The following is a 24,669-nucleotide window of genomic DNA, read 5'->3' as shown; positions in this document are numbered from 1 at the left end:
ACGTTTCATCGTTTTGCCGCGGCAACTAAAGCCTTTCGCATCCGGCGTAAGCTATTGGTTTAAGGCAGAAACAACAGCCGCAATTCCCGCTCTTCCAACGTTGCTTGATTTTCCTACACCCCAAACTTGTTTTCCGTTTTCTTCCATAATCTGAACATAAGCAATAGCCGAAGTATCAGAACCTTCGCCAACAGAATGTTCGTGGAAAGCAGCAATATTAAAGTTAGGAATTTTTGTTTCACGGAGGGCGGCAACAAAGGCATCGAGAGGCCCGTTTCCTTTTGCACCTATAGAAACTTGTTCTCCATTGCATTTTATTACGCCACGGACAGAAACAACTTCTTCCGAACCAGAGCTTCCAATCATTGTCGTTGCAAGATCAATAATTTCGAGACGAGATTTATTCTCAAGCCACTGCTTCTCAAAAAAGCGCAAAATTTCTTCAGGCTTAAGCTCACGCTGAGCTTTGTCGCTTTCCGCCTTTATCAAATTTCCAACTGCCGGCTGCATTGCCTTTGGAACAGCATAGCCAAAATTGTGCTCCAGAATAAAACTTGCGCCTCCCTTTCCGGACTGAGAATTGATTCTGATAATACCTTCGTATTTGCGGCCAATATCTTTCGGATCAATAAGAAGATACGGAACATCCCAAACTGCGTCTTTTGGCATTTTATCGCGGGCAGAAAGTCCTTTTGCAATAGCATCCTGATGTCCGCCAGAAAGCGCCGTGTATGCAAGACCGCCGGCATAAGGAGTACGGGGAGGAATATCCATTTTTGTAAATTCCTGATAAGAATCCGCAATTTCAGGCAAATCAGAAAAATCAAGCTTAGGATCAACGCCTTCTGCAAACATATTGAGGGCGACAGTCACAATGTCAAGGTTTCCAGTACGTTCACCGTTTCCAAAAAGACAACCTTCAACACGGTCAGCACCAGCCATAAGGGCAAGCTCGCACGAAGCAACTCCTGTTCCGCGGTCATTGTGGCAGTGTGTCGAAATTACAACATTTTCGCGGTCAGAAATATGCTCAGCAAAGTATTCAATTGAATCTGCATAAACATTCGCGGTATAGCACTCAACTGTAGTCGGCAGATTAAAGATGATTTTTTTGTCAGGACTTGTTCCCCATTCTTTTTTTACGGCTTCGCAGATTTCAACTGCATAGTCAAGTTCTGTCATTGAAAAACTTTCTGGAGAATATTCAAGGCGAATTTTATTTCGCTCTTCCTCCGGTAAATCTTTCATGCATTCTTTTATGCACTTTACACCGTCAACAGCAATTTTTATGATTTCTTCTTTTGATTTATTAAAAGTATATTTGCGCTGAGCCGGAGATGTCGAATTATAAATATGGAAGATAACATTCGGCGCACCTTTAATTGCTTCCATTGTGCGGCGGATTAAATGCTCACGGGCCTGGCACAAAACCTGAATCGAAACATCGTCAGGAATATGATTTTCTTCGATAAGACGGCGACAGAATTCAAATTCAGTATCGCTCGCAGACGGAAAACAAATTTCAATTTCCTTAAAGCCGATTTTTACAAGAAGGTCAAAATACGCCAGTTTTGTCTCAACTCCCATCGGGTCGATTAAAGCCTGATTTCCATCGCGCAAATCAACTGAACACCAAACAGGTGCTTTTGTAATGCGCTGATCCGGCCACTTTCTGTTCTTCAATGCCGGCTGAATAACCGGTCTGTACTTTGATGCGTTCATTTTTCCCCCTATAATCCGCAAAAATATTCATTGGATAAAAAAAAGACCCGGCGCCTAAAGCACCAGGTCTTCTAAATGCAAAAATAATATTCTACACTACCCGATTTGCTTAGGCCCTAACGAGAAAAGTTTCTAGCTGTAGAAGTAGTGATAAAGAATTCATATTTTTATTATGCAGTTTTACAAAAAAAATTGCAAGACTTAATCTATATTAAAGAGATTAAGCAAGGCTTCATTAAATCTTTGAGTTTTCTCTTTCATTTCTGTCAAAAATTCATTGTCTTCAATTTTTCCAAGAACTGCCGACATTTCCTCGTCATTGCGGAAAGTAATTTTTCTAAATTCATCGGTAAAGTCTTTCTCGCGGGACGAATGTGCCGCATTCATCATTTCGTTGCTCACCAAAACAACATCGCTGATAATATCGTTGAAAATTTCTGGAGTAAAGTTCCGCACTTTCATCGAATAAAGCCTTTCCAAAAGGTAAATTGCATAGTTTGTCCGGTAAATCAGATATTCTTTTTCGCATTTGTCGTAAAAATCGTGAACTTGCCGCCAGTTTTCAATTTTGTGAGATTTTATATTTTCAAAAAGCTCTTCAATTTTTTTCTGAGGAATTATCTGGCCTCCAACATTGAGCCATTGCGTATAAAGCGGAAACTGAGTCGTAATAACTTTTAATTCTTCGCGATCAATCTGAGTATTGTAAAGCGTGCAGTAGTCAACAAGAACAGAACAAGCAAAATACTTGACGATTTTTCGGTACATTTTATATGCGCGAATCGGCTTGTGAATTTCCGCTCCGTATTTTTTTTGAGCTTCAGGGTCGCACAATGTAACTTCAACGCCAGAATTTTGATGGAGAAAATCTTTTGTAACATTATAAAGCTCTTCCGGCGATTTTGCGCTTACGGCTTTTTCCAAACCTTTTTTTACAAGATATTCTCCAGTCAGCTCAATTATCCGGCTGAGCGCAGATACAACTTCCTGAATTGAATCCGGCGCAAGAGGATCTGTTTCGATGTGCTGAACTTTTACAAAACGTTTGTCGCGCTTAAAGAATTTTGACTTGTTGCGAGAAATTGCATACATATTGTACAAAAACCAGTATGCAGGAATAATCGTTATACATTTTTGGTTGCCGTTCGATGCAACAAGAGAAAAAGGATATTTTATGTTCAGTTCGTTCTGATAACTTCCCTTTGAAACAAGAGTAAAGCTTGCAAAACGGGAATTATGCTTAAAATCAGAACAAAGTCCCGGCCAAAAACCTCTTCCTGCAAACATTTCGCCGTCAGGAGAGCGAGAATTGTGGTTTGAGCCGATTGTAGCTCCAGAAGCAATGTTCGACTGACCGCAAATTGTAGAAGCAATAAGAAACGAAGAATTATGATGCTGCTCATGAAATGGAAAAATCAAATTGTTTAAAATTTCGCAGCAACTTACGGTAGAATTATCGCCCAAAACAGAATTCAAAAGCCTTGCTCCGTATTTTAACTGACAGTTTCTGCCGATTATAAACCTTACGGCAACCGCCTGATAAAATACTTTTGAACCAAATCCCAGAATTCCGTTTACAAGCTCAACGCCTTCACCAATCTGGCTCGGCTCATCTTCGCTCGAAAGAACAGTAATGTTTTTTAACTTGAGCGCGCCTTTTATATAGCAATGCGCGCCGATTTTTGCGTCTTTTATCAAAGTCGAATTTTTTATTACGGCATCATTTTCAACAATTCCAAAAGAGTCGAGCTCTTTTGACTGGCCATACTCGGTAAGTTCAACAAAACGCTTCTGCAATTCAGAATCTTCTCTATAGCGGCTCCAAATGTAGGCGTCGGCAGGAATCATGCCTTCAAAAGGCAAGACCGCCCTTCCGTCATTTTCGTTTCCAACTCCAATCCATACGCGGACTTTTTCAGATTCGCCGTTTTTTAAAATTCCATTGCCGAATTTTGAATGGTTTGTGCAGCTCATTTCCTGCACGTTAAAAATAATAGAGCGCGTACCGATTCTGTAATTTAAAAGATAGGCAACATTTCTTATTGCAACATCATCCTCCAAAACAACATTTTCCACATAAGAACTGTAAATTCCAGTTTCGAGAACGAGATCGTGAAATTTCAAGGTTGAAGGAACAAGCCTGCCCAAAATTAAAAAACCATGGATTTCTGAAGAACGGATTAAGCCCGCGTCAAACTCTCCGTCCCTTGCGGAAACAAAAACATTCTGCCACAAACTGTCGCTGTTTGTATTTCCGTTTGCTTTTAAAACTGCAATTTCCTGCTCAGTCAAATGTCTTTTCGACTTTAAAATTTCAGCAAGATTTTCAGGAATTTTTGTTTCTGTTTTTTTTTCTTTTAATGTAATTACCGGCATTTTTCCGTCATCCTCTTCTCCGCAATAAAATGCTTCTAAAAACCGCAGTTTTTAGAAATTCGATGAATTTTAACTTTTTTATTCTACAGAAAATATCAAAAAAATAGAACTGTTCGGCTAAATCTTCTATAATTGAGCTATGAAATTTTCTTCAATTTTTTGCAATTCTTTCAAAACAAAAAAAAAATTTGCAGGAATTCTATTTTTTTTGAATGCAGTTTTTTTATTTTCATTTTCTCAAAACGACATAAAAACATTCACGCTCGAAAACGGTTTTAAAATCTTTTTTTTGGAAGACGAAGCGACTGCCACAGTCAGAATCGAACTGAACATAAAAGCCGGAACAAAAAGACAAAATCCACAAAATGCCGGATTTTTTTCGCTTTATGCAAACCTTTTGGGACTCGAAATTTCACCAGACTGTGTAAAAATCGAAAAGACAGCGGCTCCTGCCCAAACCGAAAAAATTTTCATTGACTTTGCAGAATATTTTAAGCCGAATTTTATCTCCGACAAAAAACTGAACGAAGAACTAAAAAAATCCCAGCTTTCTCTTAAGGAATTTTGTTCTTCAACAGAAAGATTTATAAACCAGGCAATCGACAGCAGAATTCTTTATGAAGAGCCGTGGAAAACCGAAAACGGAATTTTCCCACAAAATTTTAATTCACTTTCAATAAACGAAGCGCGCACAATTTTAACTCAAATTCAAGATGAATATTACAGTCCGCAAAACGCAATTCTCTACATAAGCGGCAACATAACAGAAAAGACAGCCCTTTCCCTGGCAAAAAAATATTTTGAAAAGCCAGTCCGCCGCTCACAAAATCATTTTTCCGAAGAAAAAAAATTTAAAATTCCGGAAAATCAAAAAATTCAGAAAAAATTTGTAATTACAGACGACCAGCTTTCGCCGGATTTGACGCAGATTGTCCTTCAATACACGGATTTTTTTCCAGAAGAAGCAGAATTGATGGCTGCCGTTTTTAACAAAAATAATTCGTCTTTTAAAAAATTGCTTTTAAAACAAAGAAATCTTGCAATCCGCTCTCCAGAATATATGGACGTTTCGTCCGTTCCGCAAAACAGCCGCGAAAAACTCATAATTCAGGCAATTTGCGAAAAAACAAAGGTTGGACCTGCGGTTCAGGGAGAACTTTTTTTAGAAATGTCGCGGGAAAAAGAGAGAATTTCCTCTCAAGAAGCAGAATCCGTTCTCCGGGAAATAAACAGTTCATTCGCAAAAATTTCTGACAACTCTACGCTTCTTATGAAAAATCTTGCAATTTTTAACCGGACAAGCGGCGGTCTGGCGGAAGATTTTTTTTCCAAAAACGACAAATTGAATTCGATTTCTGCCGAAAAACTCAACGAATCATACGAAAATTCAAAACCTTACGTTTTTATTCTTTGCAATACAAAAAATTACACAAAATATTCGGATGAATTTAAAAAATACGGTTACGAAAGAATTACCCAAAAAAACGGCGCATGGTATCTTTTGCCACAATACAAAAATTTTATAAATGGACAAAATTTGCAAAATAAAAAAGAAAAATCGCCGTCAGAAGAAGATTTTAACTTTTCTGCCAGACGATTTATTCAAAAAAGCAGGGAAGAATTCTCCCAATTCACCTTAAAAAACGGAATTCCAGTAACAATAAAAAGCTCTTCTTCAAAAAATACAGCGACCGTAATGCTTTCGATTGCCGGAGGAGAACTGCTTTTTGCAGAAAAAAATGCCGGACTTGCTTCTGTGCTGACAAATTCGCTTTCGGCAATGATTCAATGGCAAATGGACGAACTTTACAAAACCGGAAAACTAAATTCGCAGGCAAGCGTAAATGCCCGGACAAATTCAGAGGATTCCGTTTTGACGGTGAACTGCTCAGCAAAAGACATTAACACCTGCCTCGAAACAATGGCTTACTGCACGATTTTTGGCGACATCAGTCCGGCCCTTGCAGACGGAATCAGTTACGATCTGCGTGCACAATGGCGAATAAAAACAGGTTCTGCGGATTTTCAGCTTTTGTGCGAAGCCGTACGGACAATATACGAAAAACCAGTTTCCGCTCTTTACGAAGACACAAAAGACAAACCGGCCCAGATGGAATTTACAGAAATTCAAGCCGCATATCCAAAAATTTTGGACTGCACCAGATTTTCGATTATTTTGACTGGAGGAATTCATCAGACAAAAGAATTAAAAGCCTCGTTAAATTCAACTTTTGGAGAACTGAAAAGTCTTTCACAAACACAAAACATTCAGTTAAAGGTAAAAAAACTTCCGCTTCCAAAAAAAATAAAGAGAATTCCGCTCCGTCACCAGTTTTTTACGGACGTAAGCGCCGACAAGGCAGGACCTAGACCTGCGATTTTAATTCCGACGACAGATTTTTCTGACCCTCTTTTGTTTATGCTCGAAGCGCCAGACATCTCTTCGACCGACAATGCGATTTTTAACGCGCTTCTCTATTTTTTAAAAGACAGTCTTCAAAAAAAACTTGAAGAATTTGTGCAGGAAGTAAAAGTTTTTCCAGCAGATTCGGATTTGCCTTATGCACAAATCGTAATTACAAAAATCAAGCACTATCTTCAGACCGAAAAAATTTACGAGCAGACTATAAAAGAAATTTCTCAGGAACTCAAAAAAATAATAAATACTGACACACAAGGGGTTAAAGATTTAGAAAAAAATGATTTTTTAGCTAAGCTTGAAAATCTGTGGATTATAAATGAACTCGAAAAAACTTCAACAAATGAAGGAACGGCATTTTTAATTCAAAAAGGTCTTGCATCCGGCAATCCAGAGTTATATTTAGATCAATACGAAGCAGTAAACAAGGCAACGGCAGAAGATTACTATCTTGTTTTTAGTTCGTATCTGGAGAATTTTCCGCGGATGAGAATTTATTCTGCTGACACAAAAAAATAATTTTCAAGGCGTAAAAATTCTGTCCAAAAAAAAGTCAGTCTTTTCGACAGGAATATTTTCGACAATTTGCTCACAATAAGCAAACCCCGCGGTAAAAAGCGAGCAACCAGTTTTTAAAAGCCGGGGAAGATAAAGGTCGTAAAAGCCTTTTCCCTTTCCTAGCCTAGCTCCGTCTTTAGAAAAAGCAAGGCCAGGAACCACCATAAAAATTTTTTTGTCTCTTAGAGAAGAATCCGTAAAAACTTTTCTTAAGGTCAGTTTTGGCTCTAAAATTCCAAAGGCTCCGCTTTCGAGCTGATTTTGAAGAGAAAGTTTTGAATCTAAAAAATAAAAATCCATCAAATTTGAATCCGAAACAACGCGAGGAACACAGACAGTTTTTCCGTTTTTCCAGGCAATCTCGACAAGAAAACTGGGATCAATTTCAAATCCATAGGGAATATAAGAAAAAATTAAATCCGAATTTTTAAATTCTTCAGATAAAATGATTTTTTGAGCGGCGGAATTTCCAGCAGCCTGAATGTTTTTTAAATCAGAATATCTTTCTTTTAAAAGCTTCCGCATTTTTGAACGCAAAAGTTTTTTTTCTTCATAAACATTTTCATAGTTCATAACTTTCCTCAATTGTTTTCAGACTGATTATATCATAAAATAAGATTATGGACTTAAACATTTTACTTTCAATTCTTGCGGGAATTTTTCTTTTGACAGGACTTGCTGGATGCGTAGTTCCAATTTTGTCTGGAGTTCCTCTTGCCTGGGCAGGACTTTTTACAGCGCATTTTTGCACGCCTCCTAACATCTCTGTAACTGTTCTTACGATTACGGGAATTATCGCCTTAATTATAACGATTGCCGACTCGATTTTGCAGCCACTTCTTACAAAAAAATTTGGCGGAAGCAAAAAAGCTGTTTTGGGAGCGACAATAGGTCTTTTTCTTGCAATGTTTTTAGGACCGATTTTTATAATCATTGCACCATTTGCAGGAGCATTTATCGGCGAACTAATTCAAAATCCAGAAGACATTCCACACGCATTAAAAGCCGCAATTGGCTCGTTTATAGGATTTTTGCTCGGAACAGGAATTAAAATGCTGTGCGTAATAAGTTTTATTTGGATTTTTGTCTGGACGCTTATTAAATAACTTTTTACAAAAAAATAAAAAAAAATTGCATTTTATATATTGACACATTTTTATAATTTTTATATTATAAATTCACATTCAAGTGAATGAAACTGGTTCCTTAGCTCAGTCGGTAGAGCAACGGACTGTTAATCCGTGTGTCGCTGGTTCAAGCCCAGCAGGAGCCGTAAAAACTCAGTACATTGTACTGAGTTTTTTTTATTTTAAATCCAACGGGTGATTTTTTTAGAAAAATTTGGGAACCAAAAAAAACTTACGCCGGATGCATAGGCCAAAACTGGCGTTTAGCCAGTGAGCGAAAAGCGAAGCCGGAGCAGCCGGTTTTTAAGAAAAACTTTCCCAAACAAAAAAAATGTTTTTGCAAGAAAAAAATGACGTCCGAAAAATCAGGATGCTAATTTGTCTAAAATTATTTTTAAATAACCGATGTCTTCAATTGCGTTTATTGCCGCAAATATTTTTGCTAAAAATAAATTTTTGAGTTTAGCCCGGTAAAATTCTATCCGCGGATTAAAATTGCTTTTGCTGTGTCCATTGAATATTTTAATCCAAGGCTAAAAAGAACCGGAAGAAGCGCAAAATACATTTTTAAGCTTAATTTTCCGCCTCGTGCAAACCATGCCCTTTTTAACTGAGTCCACATTTTAAAAACTGCGGGAATAAAATTTATGAACATAGAAACTGTTGCGGCAAATTTTGATTCTTTTTTGCATGGAAGAATACGCCGGATAAAAAGTTCAATTTTTTCAATTCCTTCGCGAAGTTCAAGAGAAGTTGAAGTTTTGAACATAAGAGAAGCGCTCTGATTGCAGGCAAAGAATTTTACAACGACAGAAAATGTTTTTTCGTCATGAATGCAATTTTTGACTGCCTGAACAAAACTTTTTATAATTCCATATTCGGCAAAATTCAAATAAGTGTTGGAAAGAATATTTATAAGATATAAAAAAATTCCGTACCACAAGACAGGCGTTAAGTCGAAAACCTGTTCTTTTAGAGAAAAATGAAGGCATAAAAAAAGCAGGGCTTGGGCAAATACAAAAAAAACGGCAAATTTCCAGCTCAACGAAAAAATCGCAATGTTAAAAAGAGGAATAAAAAGTATTTTTATCCAGGAAGGCAGCTTGTGAAAAAAACTTTTTCCGGATTTGTAACTAAACGCGTAACAATTCTGATTCATTTTTTTACAGCCAGACTAAATCTTCCAATTTTGAATAAGCGTTGAGCGGGTTGCGTATATTCCACTGCTCAAGTTTTTGCAAAAGCCCTTCGCGCGCAGTTCCATCAAAAACTTTATCGCCTCGGAACAAAACCACAAACTTATCTGCTAAGCCAAGACATTTTTCAAGTTCGTGTGTCAAAATAATCACTGTTTTTTTCTGTTCGTGAAGACGTTTTACAAGAGCATTTACCTGCTTTACACCGCCATAATCGAGGTTTGCATAGGGCTCGTCAAAAATAATGACCGGAAGCTCCATTGCAAGCATGCAGGCAACAGCAAGCCGGCGTTTTTCTCCACCAGACAAAAATCTTGCAGGATAATCTGCTTTTTTTGTAAGGCCGACCTGCTCAAGAGAATTTTCTACAGCTTGCTCAACCTGGATTTTTGATTTTTTTTGATTTTTTGGACCAAAAGAAATATCTTCGCGCGGAGTTTCGCCCAAAATTTGAGTATCCGCTTCCTGAAAAACAAGTCCAGCTTTTGCAAAAGAATAAATTTTTCCGGAAGTCGGCTTTTCAAGCCCGGCGATAATGTTCATAAGGACACTTTTTCCTGAGCCGTTTTCTCCGCCAATCACAGTAACCGAACCTTCATCAATCTGAAAAGAAACATTGTTCAAGGCGGTTTTATTGCCCTCAGAAGTCGCGTAAATTTTCGTGATGCTGTCGATTACGATTTTATTCATCTTTTTCCGGCTCGTAAAGATACATTGCAACAACCGGACGAAGTTTTAACGAAATCAAGATTACAAAAATTGCTTTAACAAAATCAACCGCCAAAAAAGGAGCAAAAAAAGCCGCAAAAAAAAGTTTTACAGCACCCAAAACTCCAAGTTCTGAGTTTTTAAAAGCTATTACATAGAAAACTTCAGGAAGATAAAGAACAAGCATGCCAATAAAAACTGCCAAAGAAAGGCGGATTATGCCTTTTACGGTGATATGCTTTTCTATAACTGACGGACGGCCAGAAATCATACCAGCTACAAGCGCTCCGATAACCCAGCCGATGCGAAAGCCACCGTTAATATTCATCAAAACCTGAAAACCGCCTTGACCGCCAGAAAAAACAGGCAGGCCGATAACACCGACTGCAAAAAAAAGCGCGGTCGGAGCAGCGCCCAAAAGTCCGCCCAAAAGAACAGCGGTCATAACACAAAGCGCATTTTGAATTACAATGCCACTTGCAATTCCTGGAATTGGAATTCTAAAAAAACTTGAAGCGCAGATAATTGCCGCAAAAAAAGCAACAATTGCAGAACGAAGAATTGATTTATTCATTTTAAATGTAAACCTCTTTATTTAAAAATATGGTTTACATTTTACAAAAAAACAAAGAATTGTCAACTTAAAGAAAAGGTCTAACGGCGGCGTTTTTGTGTCAAAAGCAAAAGCCTTACAAAATTTCCAATTGCTCCAAGCGCGCTTGCAACGTATGTCATTGCCGCTGCCCACAAAACTTCGCGTGCGCCAGAAAGTTCTTCCTTGTCAGTAAAAACTCCAGCACCTTTTAAAATTTTCAGTGCTCTCCAAGAAGCATTAAACTCAACAGGAAGAGTAACAATATAAAAAAGAGTTGCGCAGGCAAAAAGCAAAAGTCCGATATTCGTAATCATTTGGAAAAAAGGCATATAAGACTCAACTTGTGCAGAATAGCCGAAGCCAAGACCAGCAAGCGCAAGAACAGGACCAAGCGCAGACCCCAAATTTGCAACAGGAACAAGCAATCGCCTAAAAGCAAGAGGAAAATAACCGGTATTATGCTGAATTGCGTGTCCGGTTTCGTGAGCAGCCACTCCAACGGCAGCAACCGACGCACTCGAATAAGTCGCCTCGCTCAAGCTCAAAATTTTATCTGTCGGATTATAATTATCGGTAAGAGAACCTTTTATACGGGCAATCTTTACGTCTGTAATTCCATTTGCCTTAAGCAAAATTGCAGCCGCCTGCGCTCCAGTTATGCCTTTTTTTGTCAGAATTTTGTCGTATTTTGAAAAACGGATTTTTACGGCAGATTGCGCCCAAAGTCCCAAAAGCAGAGCTGGAACAGCAAAAACAAGGTATGTTAAATCTAACCCACCATAATAAAACATAAATTCTCCAGTCTAAATACAAATTGTATTTTCGCAAAAAGCCCCGGCTAATACAGCCGGATCAAATTTTATCAGCCGATTTTAAAAAGTTTTTCAATATCTTTCTGGCGAACAACAAGAACATTGCATCTTGCGCTGCCAATAATGTCCATATTTGTTGAACTTGCCCTGTCGCGTGCAACTTCGCTCGAAAGCGATGAAGCCGAATGTTCTTTTCCGCCAAGCAAAATAAGGTCGGCATCAAAATCGTCCGCTGCATGCAGAATTTCTGACCATGGGCTTCCCTTTCTAAGTTCAGTTTCGACTTTTACACCTTTGATTTTTGCAAAAGTAACAATTTGCTCAAGATATTTTTTTCCGTCATCAAGAAGATTTTCTTCATACTTTTGACTTTCGGTTTTAAGGAAGAATTTGCTCATGCTCAGGAATTTGAGAGCCGCAGTATCAACGACATAAACTGCTTTTAGAGAACATTTATACTGCTTTGCAAGGAGAATCGCATACATAGCCGCATGAAGCGACTGGTCTGAACCGTTAATAGCAACTACAATTTTTTGAAATAAAGGTTTTATCATTATGACTTCCTGTTTTTCAAAGATTTTAAAACGAAAGTATTTTCGCGCTCACGCTCTTCAAGAACACTTTCGATATAAATCTTTGTATCCTTCGTCTGAGGAATAACCATCTTGTCCAAGGCATTTACACGCCGCTGAGTTTTCTTTACTTCGCCTGCAAGCCGCCATGCGACCGTGCGAATGCTCGCCATATTTGTAAGCAACTTTAACAAGTTAAAGAATTCTACCATAACTTTATCGCTGTCTGCAAATGATTCCATAAAAGAATAGAATAACTGCTGCTTTGGAAGCTCAACTTCAATCGAATTAAAGCTCATTCCACCAGCAGTAATTGTCTTGTCCTTCATTTTAAAATCATACTTTACAGCGTGGGCAATCCGCTCTACACGGTCGCCGCCTACTGTCTTAAGCATATTCTTTAATGCAGGATAAGCTTTTGCATACTCTTTATCAATTTGCGATTCAAGAAGTTTTACGCGTTCAACCATGTGCATAAGTTCCATTACCAGAATTTCACGCTTTTGCTCGAGCAGCTCATAACCGTTTTGAGCGGAAGCTAGCTGCTCTTTTATTGCGAGAAGATTAGATTTTGTCGGTGCGACATTTAACTTTGCCATCAGTTCTACTCTTCATCTTTTGGAAGATATTTTTCAATAAATTCCGGTTTAATTCTATAAAGTTCGTTCTGTGGAAGCAATTTTAAAAGTTTCCAGCCCAAATCAAGAGTTTCTTCAATAGAGCGGTTTTCGTATTCGCCCTGAGAGAAGAACTGGCTTTCAATCGCATCTCCAAACGCCAAATACTGCTTGTCAACGCTGCTCAATTCCTCTTCGCCAATAATCGCTGCAAGAGAACGGATTGACTTTACTTTTGAATAAGATGCAAACAGCTGGCTCGAAACACTAGCATGGTCTTCCCGTGTCATTCCGTCGCCAATACCGTCTTTCATAAGCCGGCTCAAACTTGGCAAGGCGCTGACTGGCGGATAAACACCGCTCTGACTCAATTCACGGCTCAAAACAATCTGCCCCTCAGTAATGTATCCGGTCAAGTCAGGAATTGGATGCGAAATGTCATCGTTCGGCATAGTCAAAATCGGAATCTGGGTAATAGAACCGTTTGAACCCTTTATTTTTCCGGCACGTTCATAAAGTTCTGCAAGGTCAGAATAAAGATAGCCAGGATAACCTTTTCTTCCAGGAACTTCACCGCGAGTTGTAGAAATTTCGCGCAAAGCTTCGCAGTAGTTCGTCATATCAGTCATTACGACAAGAACATGCATTCCCTTTTTAAATGCCAGATATTCGGCAGCAGTAAGAGCACATCGAGGCGTAATAATTCGTTCAATCGAAGGAGCGTCTGCCAAAGACTGGAACATAACAACCTTTGAAAGAACACCGCTTTCCTCAAACGAATTTATAAAGAACTGCGCCTGATCGTATTTAATTCCCATTCCCGCAAAGACCATTACAAACTGCTCGTCAGAATTGCGGATTTTTGCCTGACGAATAATCTGAGCCGCAAGCCTGTTATGAGGAAGTCCATTTCCAGAAAAAATCGGAAGTTTCTGACCGCGAATCAAAGTGTTCATGCCGTCAATCGAAGAAATTCCTGTCTGAATAAAATCCCTTGGATAAACGCGAGCAAACGGATTCATCGGCATTCCGTTTACATCAACTTTTTCAGAAGAAACAATCGGCGGAAGTCCGTCAATCGGCTCTCCAAGACCATTAAAAATACGTCCCAAAAGCCCTTCGCCAACACGAAGTTCCATCGGTTCGTCCAAAAATTCAACCGAAGTTTCGTTCAAATCCAAACCAGTCGTTGTTCCGAAAATCTGTACAATTGCAGTATCTTCGTTCAAATCAATTACACGGCCAGTTTTTTTGTCGCCATTGCGGTCACGAATATAAACGATTTCGTTATAAAAAATATTTTCGCTGCGTTTTACAACAACAATCGGACCGTCAACCGAATTCAGACCTTTATATTCTACGCCTTTCATTTTTTCTCCAAATTTTAAAAGCAACCAAAGTTTTTCAATTTTGAGGGGAGAAGTCTCTCCCCTAGGTTCGCACTTCGTTGCTCACACACCCCACTCTGCGGGGAACTTCCCCGCAACACCCCTGGAAGTCGTCCTTAAACTTTTGAGTACATCCGTTCAAGTCCGCCCATCTGCTGTTCAAAACGGCTTTCCGTTTCTTTTATCATTTCGAGCTTATCGTTTGGAACAGTTGTCTTCAGGCGGACAATTTCTTCCTTAACAGGAAGAGCGTTCACCTTAGACAGCGGAGCACCGGCTTTTATTACGGCTGCGCCACGGTTGTAAAATTCCATCATCAAAAGCAAAATCTGAATCTGCTTTTCAGGAACAGAATAAACGTCAATCGCGTCAAAAGCATTCTGCTGCAAAAATCCGTTTTTAATCATGTCCGCAACGATAAGAACAATGCGCTCATAGTCAGGCAAGGCATCTGGTCCAATCAAACGAACAATAGATTGAAGTTTTTGCTCTTTTTTAAGAAGTTCAAGCGCTTCAAGCCTAACCTTTGCCCAGCGCGGATCAAGATTATCCCACCATTCTTTTACTTCGTCAGCATATTCAGAATAAGAATCAATCCAGCCAATCGCAGGATAGTGCCGGGAATTTGCAAGTTCTCTGTCCAAAGCCCAGAAACAGCGGATAAAACGCTTTGTGTGCTGTGTTACAGGCTCAGAAAAATCTCCTCCTGGAGGCGAAACTGCGCCGATTACAGAAACAGAACCTTCCTGTCCGCAAAGGGCATCTACGCGGCCAGCCCGTTCATAAAACGAAGCAAGCCGGCTCGGAAGATAAGCAGGAAAACCTTCCTCAGCAGGCATTTCTTCCATACGGCCAGAAAGTTCACGCAAGGCTTCTGCCCAGCGCGAAGTTGAATCTGCCATTATTGCAACGTGCATTCCCATGTCGCGGTAATACTCGGCAAGAGTAATTCCCGCATAAAGAGAAACTTCCCTGGCAGCAACCGGCATATTTGAAGTATTTGCAATAAGAATCGTTCTTTCCATAAGCGAGCGGCCGGTTCTAGGGTCGATCAAGCTAGGAAATTCTGTAAGAACGTCGGTCATTTCGTTTCCGCGCTCTCCACAACCGATATAAACGATTAAATCCGCATCGCACCATTTTGCGATTGCGTGCTGCGTCATTGTTTTTCCTGTACCAAATCCACCAGGAATTGCAGCTGTGCCTCCTTTTGAAAGCGGAAAGAAAACATCAATTACGCGCTGGCCTGTAACCAAAGGCTGGCTTACAGTCAATTTTTTTGCAAAAGGACGAGGAGTTCTTAAAGACCAGTAATGGCTCAAACGAATTTCTTCATCGAGTTCAGTTTTAGCAATAACGTCGTCGACAGTATAATCTCCGCTTCCCTTAAAAGAAACAAGAACACGTCCGCGAACCTGCGGTGGAACCATAATTTTATGTAAAATCGACTGAGTTTCTTGTACAGTTCCAAGCACAAAACCAGGTTTTATCGGAGTTCCTTCTTTTACACATTCGCAGGCATCAAAATGCCAAATTTTATTTGCGTCAATCGGCTCGCTTCTCTGTCCTGGAATCAAAAATGCTCCAGATTCTTTGTACATAGCTTCGAGAGGACGCTGAATTCCATCATAAATTGTTCCGACAAGTCCAGGACCAAGTTTTAAGGAAAGAGGCCGTTCGTTAGAAACAACATCTTCTCCAATCTTCATTCCAGTATCGTCTTCGTAAACCTGAATTGTGGCAATGCCTTTATTCTGACGAATGATTTCGCCGATTATTTTCTTTTCGCCAACATCAACAACATCATAAAGACCGCAACCTTCAAGGCCTTCAGCATAAACAATCGGTCCTGAAATTCTAGTTATTTTTCCTTTTATCATTCCGGGAGCCTTCCTCCGAACAATGTTGATGAGAGTTCGTATGAATATTTATCTTTTAATTCGCGCACAAGCTCATCTATTGTAAGACGAACAATCACGGAATTTTTTTCATCGCTTTTAAGAATCATTCCTTCGTGGATTTCATTTCCTTTTACAGATTCTTCTCCACTTTTTTCAAACTGAATTGCTTCATATCCTGTAATATTTTTTGCAAATGCTTTTTCTACAACTTTTCTAGCATCTGCCTCTTCAAGACCGCCAAAATAACTGACAGTAATTTTTTTATTTTCTAACGCAAATTTACACTTTTCAAGTTTATTTTCGAGCAAAGACAGGCGTTTTTCTTTTCCAATTGAATTAAAATATTCGTTCATAGCCTTGCAAACCTGTTCATTGTAGAAAGCAACAAGGAACCTTTCTTTTTCGAGAGGAATATATGCATCCGCATTTTTTTCCAAAAGAGAAAGTTTGTTTTTATATACGGATAATTTTTCCTCAACAGCTTTTTTTACGCGTTCATCAACGCCTGCAATAATTGACTTTGCCTCACTCTCTGCCTTAGCGACAATTCTGTCCGCTTTTTTTCGAGCATCGGCTTCAATTTCTTTGTCGAGTATTTCAGTTGATCTAAGTTCTTCCATTTTTTAATTCCCGTAAAATCAGGCTTTGCCTGAGTCAAAATCTACACAGAAATACCAACTGCTTCGCGAATCGAATCAGTAAGGGATTTTTTTCCCTGCAGATGTCCGTTCAGCGGAGGAATTTCAACAATAAGCGGAAACTGAGCACTTTTCTGCCAGGCCAGCACTTCCTGTTCAAGCATGGCAGAAACATCCTCTGACAAAATCAAGACTTTCGGTCGCTCATCAACAGGCAAAGAATTCTCGCCGCCATGACCGGTTACACGGTTAAATGCATCAAGAGCTTCTTTTCTGTTAAGGGCAACTGCACCGTCAACTCCGACGAGTTTAAAAGCCAGAACAAGTTCCCGCTGAGCAATCGTAAAGTATTCCATAATTTTCGTTTACTAAAAACCTAGAGAATGATAATTAAAAGTGCAACAAGGAAGCCCCAAAGACAAATACCTTCCGCAAGACCAACAAAAGGAAGAGCTTTTCCTGAAAGTTCAGCATTTTCGCTCATAGCGCCCATTGCCGCAGCACCGATTTTTCCTACTGCCATACCGCCGGCAATACATGCAAGTGCAACTGCAAAAGCCGCAGCTACATATTTTATAGCACTAGAGTTGCTGTCAGCCTTAGCTTCTACAGTTGAAGTCTGAGCTTCTGCAACAGTCTGTGTAGCAGCAGGAGTTTCTGATTCCTGAGCAAACAAGCCAGCTACTGTAAAACAAAGCAAAGCAGCTGCCAACGCAATAATTTTTTTGTTCATATTTTTACCTCACAAAAAATTTATTTAATTACCAGGGGTTTTAAGCTAACTTCAAAACCTCTATTTATATGTAAACGCAAAAGGAACAAATTCCTTTCCCGTTTCATTGAAAAACTTTGAGAAAAATTCATAATATTGAAGACGAATAACCTGAATTGCAACAATCATTCCCTCAAGAACAACAACAATCCCGTTTCCAATAATCAATATCAAAACCTGTGCAAAACCTGCCGGAGCAATACTGCACATTTTTTCAATAATAAATCCCAAAACCGCGTGTGCAAGAGCAAAAGCGCCGACACGGACAAAGCTAATTGAATTAGAAAGATAAGAAGAAACAACTTCTATCAATTCAACCGCGCCACCAATTATTACACCGCCAATTCCGCCTTCAACAGCTGGCTTTTCTCCGTCAAAAAATCTTTCAAAAGGCTCGCCAAAAGCTGCAAAAAACAGAGTAACGGCAATAAAAATCCAGTCAAAAGTTGTCGGAGAATGATGCGCAAAGCCAATCCTCAAAGCAAAGATTACGACATACCAAAACCAAAGCGCTCCTGCGATTCCAGTTTTTCCGAAAATCGCGCTTCCGTATTTTTTGCATGAAAACTTGTTGATAATGTTTATTAAAAGTCCAATCGAGTTTATTACAAAACCAACTGCCATTGTAAAACCGAAAATTCCAAAAATGATTCCGATTGCATTTGCCGATTCCCAGAATTTCATTTCAAGAATCGGATATCGGCTTTCTCCAAAAAGTCCGGTAATAAACATCGAGATAGGTTTCATTATTCCTTCGGTCGCAAAAAATTCGCCTGTTAAAATTCCCATAATCATACTTGAACAGCCGATTGCCATAAAAATCGGAGCAAATTTATTCCATCCGCCGATTTTTACAACTTTTGCTGACATTAAAATTCCAACGAGCAAGAAAACAAAGCCCTGGCCGGCATCGCCAAACATAATCCCAAAAAGCAAAGTAAAGAACAGCGCAACAAACGGAGTAGGATCTATTGTTCCATAAGCCGGGGAGCCGTAACTAAAAATCATTCTCTCAAAAGAACTAATCAGTTTTCCGTGATGCAATTTTACTGGAACTTTTTCTTCTCCAGTCTGAACAGAAGGAACTTCGCTCGGCTCAAAAAGACGAATTGCAATTCTTCCTTCAGAAAGTTTATCGAGTTCTGTCATCATGGAATGGCAGTCGTTTTCAGGAATCCAGCCTGTAAGACGGTAAACCAGATCAGTTGACTCAAGGCTGTTCTCCAAAAGTTTAATTTGAGCGGCAATTGAGAACTGGCACAAAAATTTTTTAAGAAAATCTGCATGGGTTTTTGCAATATTGTGCTTTTCTTCTTCGATATTCTCAAAAATCTTAGTTTTTTCCTTTACCTGCTGCTGCAGACTTTTTAAGACATCGTCTGGAACACCTTTAAAGTCGCTAGGAATTTCCATATTTACAAAACCGTGCTTGCGCAGTTCACTGTCAAGAGAAAAACGGCCTTTTTTAGAAGTTGCCGCAAGGATTTTTGACTTATCAGAACCAAGAGGGACAATTACAGCCCTTTGTCCAACATCAAAAACCAGCTCGTCAAAAATAGCAGGATCTATTTTTCCAATACGGAGCGACAAAAAAGAAAGATGCTCCAATTCGCTGTAAGGAACTTTTAAATTTGAAAAAGAAAGTGCTTCCTTATAAGCATCTTGAACACGCTTAAGCTCATCATCAGCATCGCGTTCTTTTTTCTGCAAAACGTCCACAGTATAAAGAAATTTCTGGCACAACACTCTGTCGTATTCAGAAGGACGTGTCGAGGCCTGCAAATCTTCGGTTGTAACATCCGGCAAATTCAAAAATGAACGTACATTTTTTAGTTTTGAAAGAATATCCTCGTCAGGGTTTGAAATAGAATGATTTAATTCAAGTTTCTGCTGAAACTGAAAATTTCCTTTTTTACCAAGAAATTCAACAACTTCATCAATGTCTTCTTTTAGAACCATCAATTCGACAAGACGCATTTTTGCAGTTTTTGCCATTATTCGCCTCCAAGCCTTAACTCTTCCGTCACATGGCGGATATTATTCAATTCGTCCTGCTTTATCTTAAAAAAGCAGACAAGAGACAGAGAAGTAAGCGGATATTTATGAAAAGCTGTAGAATATTTTTTTACGAGATCTGTGCGGAAAGAATTTTCCAGCCAACGCGGATCAACTTCCCAAATAACGCCTTCCTCGTGCGGATTCAGCATTTTGCTGTACTTCCATGTTTTCCATTCATCAAAATTAGAAATATCTTTGCTTAAAATTTTCAATGCTTCGCCAGCAAAAACATCAGTTTCGGCTGATTTTGGATTTTCAAAAAAAAGCTTTTGACAGATGCTTTCATTGTCCATTTTGTAATAAATTTTTAGGCGGAGTGCCCAGACAATATTCCGGATTTTAATTTCTTCGACAACAAGAGATTTTATTTGAACTCTTACAGCCTGTTCAGAAACGCAGGCGTCTTTCCAAAGGTTGTGCAGATATTGAAAATCAAGCTTTGTGTCTAAAACCTGCTGTTCGGAAATATCAGGAACTTTGTTATACCAAGAAAGCTCGTCTTTTTCGGTGATTTTTGCAAGATTCGGCCAATTTTTGTAATTTAAAAGAGAATATTTTCCCAAATCGATTACTTCGGGACATTTTGTTTCCTTCATACACAAAGCGCCGGCAAGCATCTTTAAATTACTATAATCATAAAGCCGAAGCAAGGTTAGAAGAATTTTTTGAGGATGGGCATAACACTCGACAAGCTGGCAATACTGTTCTACAAAAATAAAAACTGATTTTTCTTCAATTTTTTTGGCAAGCAAATTTTCAGGAATTGCAGGAACTTCGGATTTAAAAAGAAGACCATAAAGTTCTGTCAGAGATTTTGCAGAATACAGTCTGTCCGCATTTTTTCCAGAATAGGAATTGGCCAGTATTCCGGATACTTTTGCATAAACATAAGCATCTGCAGCAGATTTATCCATCATACCGCACCGCCATCTATTTTTGCAAAACCAAATTATTCATAAGATTGCTAAAAGCAACCTTATCCTGAACTGACTGATAAATATTCTCTTTGTAAGAGTTTATTTCAGAAACAATGTTTTCGTTTATTTTCGCAGACTTTTCCTTGAAAGATTTTTCAAGTTCTGCAGATTGAATATTAAATTTTGAAAGATAATCCTGCTCTGCCTTTGCTTTTGCAGAATTCAAAATTTCGGCTGCTTTATTCTGAGCATCAACGGTAAAAGAAGAAGCGATATTTTCAACTTCAAGAAGATGTTCAATTACATTTGACTCATTTTCTTCCATGACTTCAGCCTCCTCAGACTGCCTCTTCTGTCTGCAAAATCAAGTTGTAGGCTTCAGACTGCGACTGACACGAAACAAGTTTATCAACAAATCCGTTTTTTTGAATAAGAAGTGCTAATGATTTTAAAATTTGAATATGCTTTTCTGTCTGTCCGTTTCCTGCAAGAAGCATAAAAACAACATGAACAGGCGAACCGTCGAGAGAATCGTAATCGATTCCGTTTTTGCTGATACCAATAGCACCAATTGTACCATTTACAGAAGGCGCAAAAGCATGAGGAACAGCAACAGAATGCATAATTCCAGTGCTCATCTGAGCTTCACGTTCTTCGAGCGCAGAAAGAACTTCTGCCCTGTCAAAATCAGGATGCAATGAATGAATGGCTTCTACCATTTCTTCAAACAGCTCGTCTTTTTCTGTACTCTCCAGACCAATAATGATGCTTTCCTTTGTAAAAACATTCTCAAGAACCATTACTATCCCCTTAGTTTTCTGAATTATTTGAATATCAGAAAATCGATTTTTTTAAATACTATTTTAAGGCAGATTTTAACTTAAAAAAATCAAAACCTGCCTTTTAATTTTATTCTGCAGCAGCTTCTTTCCACCAGTCAGAAGAGTCCGCTGTAGTTTTTTCTACTTCTGGAGCAACTTCTTCAGTAGAAACTTTCCCCTCTGCCTGAGCAGCTTTTAAAAGTTCTGAATCAGAAGAAAGTTTTTTAGAAGGAAGAACTTTTGCAAGAGCCAAAGTTACAACAAAGAAAAGAATTGCAAGAACAACAGTAGTCTTTGTAAGAATTGAAGCAGAATGTGATCCAAATGCAGCTGAGTTTCCGCCGCCCAAAAGTCCGCCCATTCCGCTGCTGTTTTCGTCCTGTACGAGAACCAAAAGAACCAAAAGAGCACAGATAATTACAAATGCTACCAACAAAACAACTTTCATTTATTTCTCCAAAATGCTGGCAGATAATTCCCAGCTACTTTTTAATTGCAGATTGCATTTTATCGAAATATAAACAAACTGTCAATTTATTGCTATAGAGTATAGAAGAAAAAAGCTTCTCGCTATCGGGCAAGGGATAGCAGCACCGCAAGGCGTCCGGCGTCTGCCGGATGGAGCGCGAAGACGCGGAAGTGAGGATAGCCCGGTTTTTGCCAAAGGCAAAAATGCCTCCAGCTTGCAAAATAAAAAAATTAACCGTTACAGATTGGAATAAAAGTTTCCGCCTTTAACGAGGCTCCGCCGATTAAACCGCCGTCAACGTCGCTTTGAGCAAGAAGCTCCTTGTAGTTTTTTACGTTCATTGAGCCGCCGTACTGAATTATGATATTGTCGGCCGCTTCCTGATCATACATTTTTGCAATTACTTTTCTTGCATAAGAATGGATTTGCTGAGCGTCTTCTGGAGTTGCAGTTTTTCCGGTTCCGATTGCCCAGACAGGCTCGTAAGCAATAGTCACATGCGAAAGCTGTTCTTTTGAAACGCCCATGAGAGCTGAATTCAACTGGCGTTCGCACACTTTTTCGGCACGGCCTACCTCGCGCTGAGCCAAAAGCTCTCCAATGCAGATTATTACGTCAAGACCGGCGGCAAGCGCTCTTGTAACTTTCATATTTATAAGTTCGTCGCATTCGCCAAATTCGTAACGGCGTTCTGAATGTCCTAAGATTACAACCTGAACACCAAGATCCCTGAGCATTGCGACAGAAATTTCTCCAGTATGAGCGCCATTGTCTGTAGCGGCGCAGTTTTGTGCTCCAAGAAGAATATTTGTTCCTTTTACAAGCTGAGAAACAAGATCAAGATAAACAAATGGAGGTGCAATCATCACTTTATTTTTGCAGTCTTTTAACTGGACTACAAGCTCTTTTACGAGGGCAACTGTTCCCTCGCGATCCATGTTCATCTTCCAGTTTCCAGCTACATAAGTTGTACGCATTTTTAATTTCTCCCATAAAAAGTCAAGATTAAAACTTCAGTCTTAGGATTGACTCTTTATTGCAATTTCGTAGCAAAGTGAGAAATTGCAGTTGATTAGTAAGTTTGCAACGCCAAACTTGTAAAGATAAAAACAGACGCCATTTTCGGCTGTTTTTATCTTACCTCCTAAAAGCACTATCGTCTTGAATTTTTATTTTATTGCTTATTTTGATATATGTCAAAATAATTGGTTTTTACGTTTTGAACTGAATATTTGAATATGGCTGAACGAAATTTTGAAAAAAGAGAGCCGTAATTTATCTGTTTATTTTGAATAAAAAAAGCCGCATCATAAAAAAGTAGACGATGCGGTTTTTTTTAGATTATTTTAAAAATCTATTTTGAGGCCAGTTATTTTGTAGCCAAAATCGGTCGTAAACCGGCAAGCGGTTTAGTTATCGAGTTTCGGCAAGCGAAACTCGCACGCAATCTTAGCCTGCAAACAAAATTATTTTGTCGCCAAAATAGCAATTCCTGGCAATGTCTTTCCTTCCAAGAATTCAAGCGAAGCACCGCCGCCTGTTGAAACGTGGCTCATCTTGTCTGCAAGGTGGAACTTGTTCACAGCAGCAACAGAGTCTCCGCCACCAACAACAGTCATTGCGCCGCGTCCAGTCGCCTCTGCAACAAGGTTCGCGACAGCTTCCGTTCCCTTTGCAAACGCGTCAAATTCAAATACGCCTACAGGTCCGTTCCATACAACAGATTTCGCTGTTGAAAGAACTTCTTTGTAAAGCTCAAGAGTTTTCGGACCAACATCCATAGCCATAAGATTGTCAGGAATGTCAACACCGTCAACAGCAACCGGAGTAGCGTTAGCGTCAAATTTATCCGCGGCAACGTGGTCAACAGGAAGAACAATCTTCACGCCTTTTGCCTCAGCGTCTTTCAAAAGTTTTTTAGCTGTGTCGATAAAGTCATCCTCAACCAAAGAGATTCCAACTTTGTGCCCCTGAGCCTTCAAGAATGTGTAAGCCATTCCGCCGCCGATAATCAAGGCAGAAGCGTTCTTCAAGAGGCTTTCCAAGACAGCGATTTTTGAAGAAACCTTTGCGCCGCCGATAATTGCCACCTGCGGTTTTGGAGGATTTGTAACCATTGGCTGGATATATTTAACTTCTTTTTCCATCAAGAATCCGCCGACTGGCTGCTCTTTCATAAATTTAGCGATTGTCGCTGTGGAAGCCTGATCGCGGTGAGCAGTTCCGAAAGCGTCGTTTACAAAAATATCTCCGTAAGTAGCGAGTTCTTTCGCCATTGTCTCACGTTCAGAAGCGTCTTTTGAAGTTTCTTCTTTATGGAAGCGGACGTTTTCGAGCATTGCAACTGCGCCTTCAGGAAGAGCGTCGATTGCGGCTTTCTGTCCGAGAGCGTCCGGCAAGAAAGTTACAGGCTTTCCAAGCTTTGAAGCAAAATACTCAACAACAGGCTTCATTCTGTTTTTTCCGTTGATGAATTTTTCAGAATCTGCTTCTGTCCAAGCTTTTCCGGCTTTTTCAGCCTTCTCTTTTGCTTTTTTCACATCTTTGTTCGGGTCTCCGAGATGGCTCATCAGAACAAGCGAGCGCGGATTCTGCTCAAGAATATATTTAATTGTAGGAAGAGCCGCCATAATGCGTGTGTCGTCCTGAACAACACCGTCTTTCATAGGAACGTTAAAATCAACGCGCATGATAATGCGTTTGCCTTTCAAGTCAACGTCTTTTACTGTCTTAATCATCTTATTTCTCCTTTATAAACAGAAATACCGCTTTAAATATAATAATTTCAGGCTGAAAATTCAATAATTTAATTTTTTTAGACAAAAAGGGGAAAGTCTTCCCCTACGGCCGCACTTCGTTGCGCCCTACCCTTTCTACGTAGGGAGCCGTTCGTCGCAGACGAAGAAACTCACGAGGTGAGTTTCTAGGCGAGTCTCGGCGAAAGCTATGCCTGAGCCGCGCCCGTAACGCCCCGCAAAACAATTCCTTATCTCACAAAAAAAA

Annotated in this window: 23 protein-coding genes and 1 tRNA gene; 3 read left to right on the top strand and 21 right to left on the bottom strand. The window is 39.4% G+C overall.

All coding sequences use genetic code 11. The features are described from left to right. Positions 1 to 51: 51 nt before the first annotated feature. Together leuA and B4N75_RS06035 are read right to left on the bottom strand one after the other, a co-directional pair. Positions 52 to 1,722: a 2-isopropylmalate synthase gene (gene leuA, locus B4N75_RS06040; RefSeq protein WP_296667603.1), complete on the bottom strand. Its 1,671-nt coding sequence runs from the start codon at positions 1,720 to 1,722 to the stop codon at positions 52 to 54. A 201-nt stretch (positions 1,723 to 1,923) separates the two neighbouring features. Then, entirely contained in the window at positions 1,924 to 4,098 is a 2,175-nt protein-coding gene (locus tag B4N75_RS06035) for a DUF4954 family protein (protein WP_296706855.1), read from the bottom strand. A gap of 208 nt (positions 4,099 to 4,306) precedes the next feature. On the opposite strand from B4N75_RS06035, the gene B4N75_RS06030 reads away from it, so the two are divergent. Next, the gene (locus tag B4N75_RS06030) at positions 4,307 to 7,036 is read left to right on the top strand and encodes an insulinase family protein (RefSeq protein WP_296706853.1); all 2,730 of its coding nucleotides are present in this window, start codon (positions 4,307 to 4,309) and stop codon (positions 7,034 to 7,036) included. Between the two features lie 3 nt (positions 7,037 to 7,039). Here the strand turns inward: B4N75_RS06030 and B4N75_RS06025 are convergent, their stop codons facing one another. Beyond that, positions 7,040 to 7,648 (bottom strand): 5-formyltetrahydrofolate cyclo-ligase, encoded by a 609-nt coding sequence (locus B4N75_RS06025; RefSeq protein ID WP_296667596.1) that lies wholly within the window; start codon positions 7,646 to 7,648, stop codon positions 7,040 to 7,042. A 47-nt stretch (positions 7,649 to 7,695) separates the two neighbouring features. Here B4N75_RS06025 and B4N75_RS06020 point away from each other — a divergent pair, with 47 nt between their 5' ends. Both B4N75_RS06020 and B4N75_RS06015 read left to right on the top strand, forming a co-directional pair. Next, entirely contained in the window at positions 7,696 to 8,181 is a 486-nt protein-coding gene (locus B4N75_RS06020) for a DUF456 domain-containing protein (RefSeq protein WP_296706850.1), read from the top strand. 94 nt (positions 8,182 to 8,275) lie between these two features. Continuing rightward, positions 8,276 to 8,348, top strand: a tRNA-Asn gene (locus tag B4N75_RS06015). A 332-nt stretch (positions 8,349 to 8,680) separates the two neighbouring features. On the opposite strand, the gene B4N75_RS06010 is transcribed toward B4N75_RS06015, so the two are convergent. The 18 genes from B4N75_RS06010 to B4N75_RS05925 form a co-directional block, all read right to left on the bottom strand. Then, positions 8,681 to 9,361, bottom strand: coding sequence for a hypothetical protein (locus B4N75_RS06010; RefSeq protein WP_296706848.1), 681 nt, complete (start codon positions 9,359 to 9,361; stop codon positions 8,681 to 8,683). Positions 9,362 to 9,365: 4 nt separating this feature from the next. Further along, on the bottom strand, positions 9,366 to 10,088 hold the full coding sequence (locus tag B4N75_RS06005; protein ID WP_296020167.1) for an energy-coupling factor ABC transporter ATP-binding protein: 723 nt from the start codon (positions 10,086 to 10,088) through the stop codon (positions 9,366 to 9,368). Then, positions 10,081 to 10,680 carry a biotin transporter BioY gene (locus B4N75_RS06000; RefSeq protein ID WP_296668800.1) on the bottom strand — a complete coding sequence of 200 codons (600 nt, stop codon included), beginning with the start codon at positions 10,678 to 10,680 and terminating at the stop codon, positions 10,081 to 10,083. The genes B4N75_RS06005 and B4N75_RS06000 overlap by 8 nt, the downstream gene beginning before the upstream one ends. 80 nt (positions 10,681 to 10,760) lie before the next feature. Then, entirely contained in the window at positions 10,761 to 11,492 is a 732-nt protein-coding gene (locus B4N75_RS05995) for a zinc metallopeptidase (RefSeq protein WP_296668798.1), read from the bottom strand. Positions 11,493 to 11,563: 71 nt separating this feature from the next. After that, positions 11,564 to 12,067, bottom strand: a complete 504-nt coding sequence (locus B4N75_RS05990) for a universal stress protein (RefSeq protein ID WP_296020176.1) — start codon at positions 12,065 to 12,067, stop codon at positions 11,564 to 11,566. Then, positions 12,067 to 12,684, bottom strand: a complete 618-nt coding sequence (locus B4N75_RS05985; protein ID WP_296668795.1) for a V-type ATP synthase subunit D — start codon at positions 12,682 to 12,684, stop codon at positions 12,067 to 12,069. Before B4N75_RS05985 ends, B4N75_RS05990 begins: the two co-directional genes overlap by 1 nt. 5 nt (positions 12,685 to 12,689) lie before the next feature. After that, positions 12,690 to 14,072, bottom strand: coding sequence for a V-type ATP synthase subunit B (locus B4N75_RS05980; RefSeq protein WP_296668793.1), 1,383 nt, complete (start codon positions 14,070 to 14,072; stop codon positions 12,690 to 12,692). 134 nt (positions 14,073 to 14,206) lie between these two features. After that, positions 14,207 to 15,970 (bottom strand): V-type ATP synthase subunit A, encoded by a 1,764-nt coding sequence (locus tag B4N75_RS05975; protein ID WP_296668792.1) that lies wholly within the window; start codon positions 15,968 to 15,970, stop codon positions 14,207 to 14,209. Beyond that, positions 15,967 to 16,611: a hypothetical protein gene (locus B4N75_RS05970; protein ID WP_296706844.1), complete on the bottom strand. Its 645-nt coding sequence runs from the start codon at positions 16,609 to 16,611 to the stop codon at positions 15,967 to 15,969. Before B4N75_RS05970 ends, B4N75_RS05975 begins: the two co-directional genes overlap by 4 nt. Before the next feature lie 41 nt (positions 16,612 to 16,652). Continuing rightward, complete coding sequence (locus B4N75_RS05965) at positions 16,653 to 16,985, bottom strand: V-type ATP synthase subunit F (protein WP_296668789.1); 333 nt, start codon at positions 16,983 to 16,985, stop codon at positions 16,653 to 16,655. A 20-nt stretch (positions 16,986 to 17,005) separates the two neighbouring features. Continuing rightward, positions 17,006 to 17,362, bottom strand: coding sequence for an ATP synthase subunit C (locus tag B4N75_RS05960; RefSeq protein WP_296668787.1), 357 nt, complete (start codon positions 17,360 to 17,362; stop codon positions 17,006 to 17,008). Between the two features lie 60 nt (positions 17,363 to 17,422). Continuing rightward, the gene (locus B4N75_RS05955; RefSeq protein WP_296706842.1) at positions 17,423 to 19,396 is read right to left on the bottom strand and encodes a V-type ATP synthase subunit I; all 1,974 of its coding nucleotides are present in this window, start codon (positions 19,394 to 19,396) and stop codon (positions 17,423 to 17,425) included. Beyond that, positions 19,396 to 20,376 carry a V0D/AC39 family V-type ATPase subunit gene (locus B4N75_RS05950; protein WP_296668783.1) on the bottom strand — a complete coding sequence of 327 codons (981 nt, stop codon included), beginning with the start codon at positions 20,374 to 20,376 and terminating at the stop codon, positions 19,396 to 19,398. The genes B4N75_RS05955 and B4N75_RS05950 overlap by 1 nt, the downstream gene beginning before the upstream one ends. 13 nt (positions 20,377 to 20,389) lie before the next feature. Then, positions 20,390 to 20,701, bottom strand: a complete 312-nt coding sequence (locus B4N75_RS05945; protein WP_296020204.1) for a hypothetical protein — start codon at positions 20,699 to 20,701, stop codon at positions 20,390 to 20,392. A gap of 13 nt (positions 20,702 to 20,714) precedes the next feature. Beyond that, entirely contained in the window at positions 20,715 to 21,176 is a 462-nt protein-coding gene (locus B4N75_RS05940; RefSeq protein ID WP_296020206.1) for a PTS sugar transporter subunit IIA, read from the bottom strand. 109 nt (positions 21,177 to 21,285) lie between these two features. Further along, on the bottom strand, positions 21,286 to 21,645 hold the full coding sequence (gene secG, locus B4N75_RS05935) for a preprotein translocase subunit SecG (RefSeq protein WP_296020209.1): 360 nt from the start codon (positions 21,643 to 21,645) through the stop codon (positions 21,286 to 21,288). A gap of 251 nt (positions 21,646 to 21,896) precedes the next feature. Then, complete coding sequence (gene tpiA, locus B4N75_RS05930; protein ID WP_296020212.1) at positions 21,897 to 22,643, bottom strand: triose-phosphate isomerase; 747 nt, start codon at positions 22,641 to 22,643, stop codon at positions 21,897 to 21,899. A 489-nt stretch (positions 22,644 to 23,132) separates the two neighbouring features. Next, positions 23,133 to 24,404, bottom strand: coding sequence for a phosphoglycerate kinase (locus B4N75_RS05925; RefSeq protein WP_296668780.1), 1,272 nt, complete (start codon positions 24,402 to 24,404; stop codon positions 23,133 to 23,135). Between the last annotated feature and the right edge of the window lie 265 nt (positions 24,405 to 24,669).

It is taken from the genome of Treponema sp. UBA7570 (assembly GCA_002477955.1).
GTDB lineage: Bacteria > Spirochaetota > Spirochaetia > Treponematales > Treponemataceae > Treponema_D.
The sequence above is the reverse complement of the archived record's forward strand: the minus strand, read 5'-3'. Positions and strand labels throughout refer to the sequence as shown.

What these genes read in the sequence shown, in the direction of transcription:
- leuA (WP_296667603.1), bottom strand. Translation starts at nt 1,722, where the DNA reads ATGAACGCATCAAAGTACAGACCGGTTATTCAGCCGGCATTGAAGAAC.
- B4N75_RS06035 (WP_296706855.1), bottom strand. Translation starts at nt 4,098, where the DNA reads ATGCCGGTAATTACATTAAAAGAAAAAAAAACAGAAACAAAAATTCCT.
- B4N75_RS06025 (WP_296667596.1), bottom strand. Translation starts at nt 7,648, where the DNA reads ATGAACTATGAAAATGTTTATGAAGAAAAAAAACTTTTGCGTTCAAAA.
- B4N75_RS06020 (WP_296706850.1), top strand. Translation starts at nt 7,696, where the DNA reads ATGGACTTAAACATTTTACTTTCAATTCTTGCGGGAATTTTTCTTTTG.
- B4N75_RS06010 (WP_296706848.1), bottom strand. Translation starts at nt 9,361, where the DNA reads ATGAATCAGAATTGTTACGCGTTTAGTTACAAATCCGGAAAAAGTTTT.
- B4N75_RS06005 (WP_296020167.1), bottom strand. Translation starts at nt 10,088, where the DNA reads ATGAATAAAATCGTAATCGACAGCATCACGAAAATTTACGCGACTTCT.
- B4N75_RS06000 (WP_296668800.1), bottom strand. Translation starts at nt 10,680, where the DNA reads ATGAATAAATCAATTCTTCGTTCTGCAATTGTTGCTTTTTTTGCGGCA.
- B4N75_RS05995 (WP_296668798.1), bottom strand. Translation starts at nt 11,492, where the DNA reads ATGTTTTATTATGGTGGGTTAGATTTAACATACCTTGTTTTTGCTGTT.
- B4N75_RS05990 (WP_296020176.1), bottom strand. Translation starts at nt 12,067, where the DNA reads ATGATAAAACCTTTATTTCAAAAAATTGTAGTTGCTATTAACGGTTCA.
- B4N75_RS05985 (WP_296668795.1), bottom strand. Translation starts at nt 12,684, where the DNA reads ATGGCAAAGTTAAATGTCGCACCGACAAAATCTAATCTTCTCGCAATA.
- B4N75_RS05980 (WP_296668793.1), bottom strand. Translation starts at nt 14,072, where the DNA reads ATGAAAGGCGTAGAATATAAAGGTCTGAATTCGGTTGACGGTCCGATT.
- B4N75_RS05975 (WP_296668792.1), bottom strand. Translation starts at nt 15,970, where the DNA reads ATGATAAAAGGAAAAATAACTAGAATTTCAGGACCGATTGTTTATGCT.
- B4N75_RS05970 (WP_296706844.1), bottom strand. Translation starts at nt 16,611, where the DNA reads ATGGAAGAACTTAGATCAACTGAAATACTCGACAAAGAAATTGAAGCC.
- B4N75_RS05965 (WP_296668789.1), bottom strand. Translation starts at nt 16,985, where the DNA reads ATGGAATACTTTACGATTGCTCAGCGGGAACTTGTTCTGGCTTTTAAA.
- B4N75_RS05960 (WP_296668787.1), bottom strand. Translation starts at nt 17,362, where the DNA reads ATGAACAAAAAAATTATTGCGTTGGCAGCTGCTTTGCTTTGTTTTACA.
- B4N75_RS05955 (WP_296706842.1), bottom strand. Translation starts at nt 19,396, where the DNA reads ATGGCAAAAACTGCAAAAATGCGTCTTGTCGAATTGATGGTTCTAAAA.
- B4N75_RS05950 (WP_296668783.1), bottom strand. Translation starts at nt 20,376, where the DNA reads ATGATGGATAAATCTGCTGCAGATGCTTATGTTTATGCAAAAGTATCC.
- B4N75_RS05945 (WP_296020204.1), bottom strand. Translation starts at nt 20,701, where the DNA reads ATGGAAGAAAATGAGTCAAATGTAATTGAACATCTTCTTGAAGTTGAA.
- B4N75_RS05940 (WP_296020206.1), bottom strand. Translation starts at nt 21,176, where the DNA reads ATGGTTCTTGAGAATGTTTTTACAAAGGAAAGCATCATTATTGGTCTG.
- secG (WP_296020209.1), bottom strand. Translation starts at nt 21,645, where the DNA reads ATGAAAGTTGTTTTGTTGGTAGCATTTGTAATTATCTGTGCTCTTTTG.
- tpiA (WP_296020212.1), bottom strand. Translation starts at nt 22,643, where the DNA reads ATGCGTACAACTTATGTAGCTGGAAACTGGAAGATGAACATGGATCGC.
- B4N75_RS05925 (WP_296668780.1), bottom strand. Translation starts at nt 24,404, where the DNA reads ATGATTAAGACAGTAAAAGACGTTGACTTGAAAGGCAAACGCATTATC.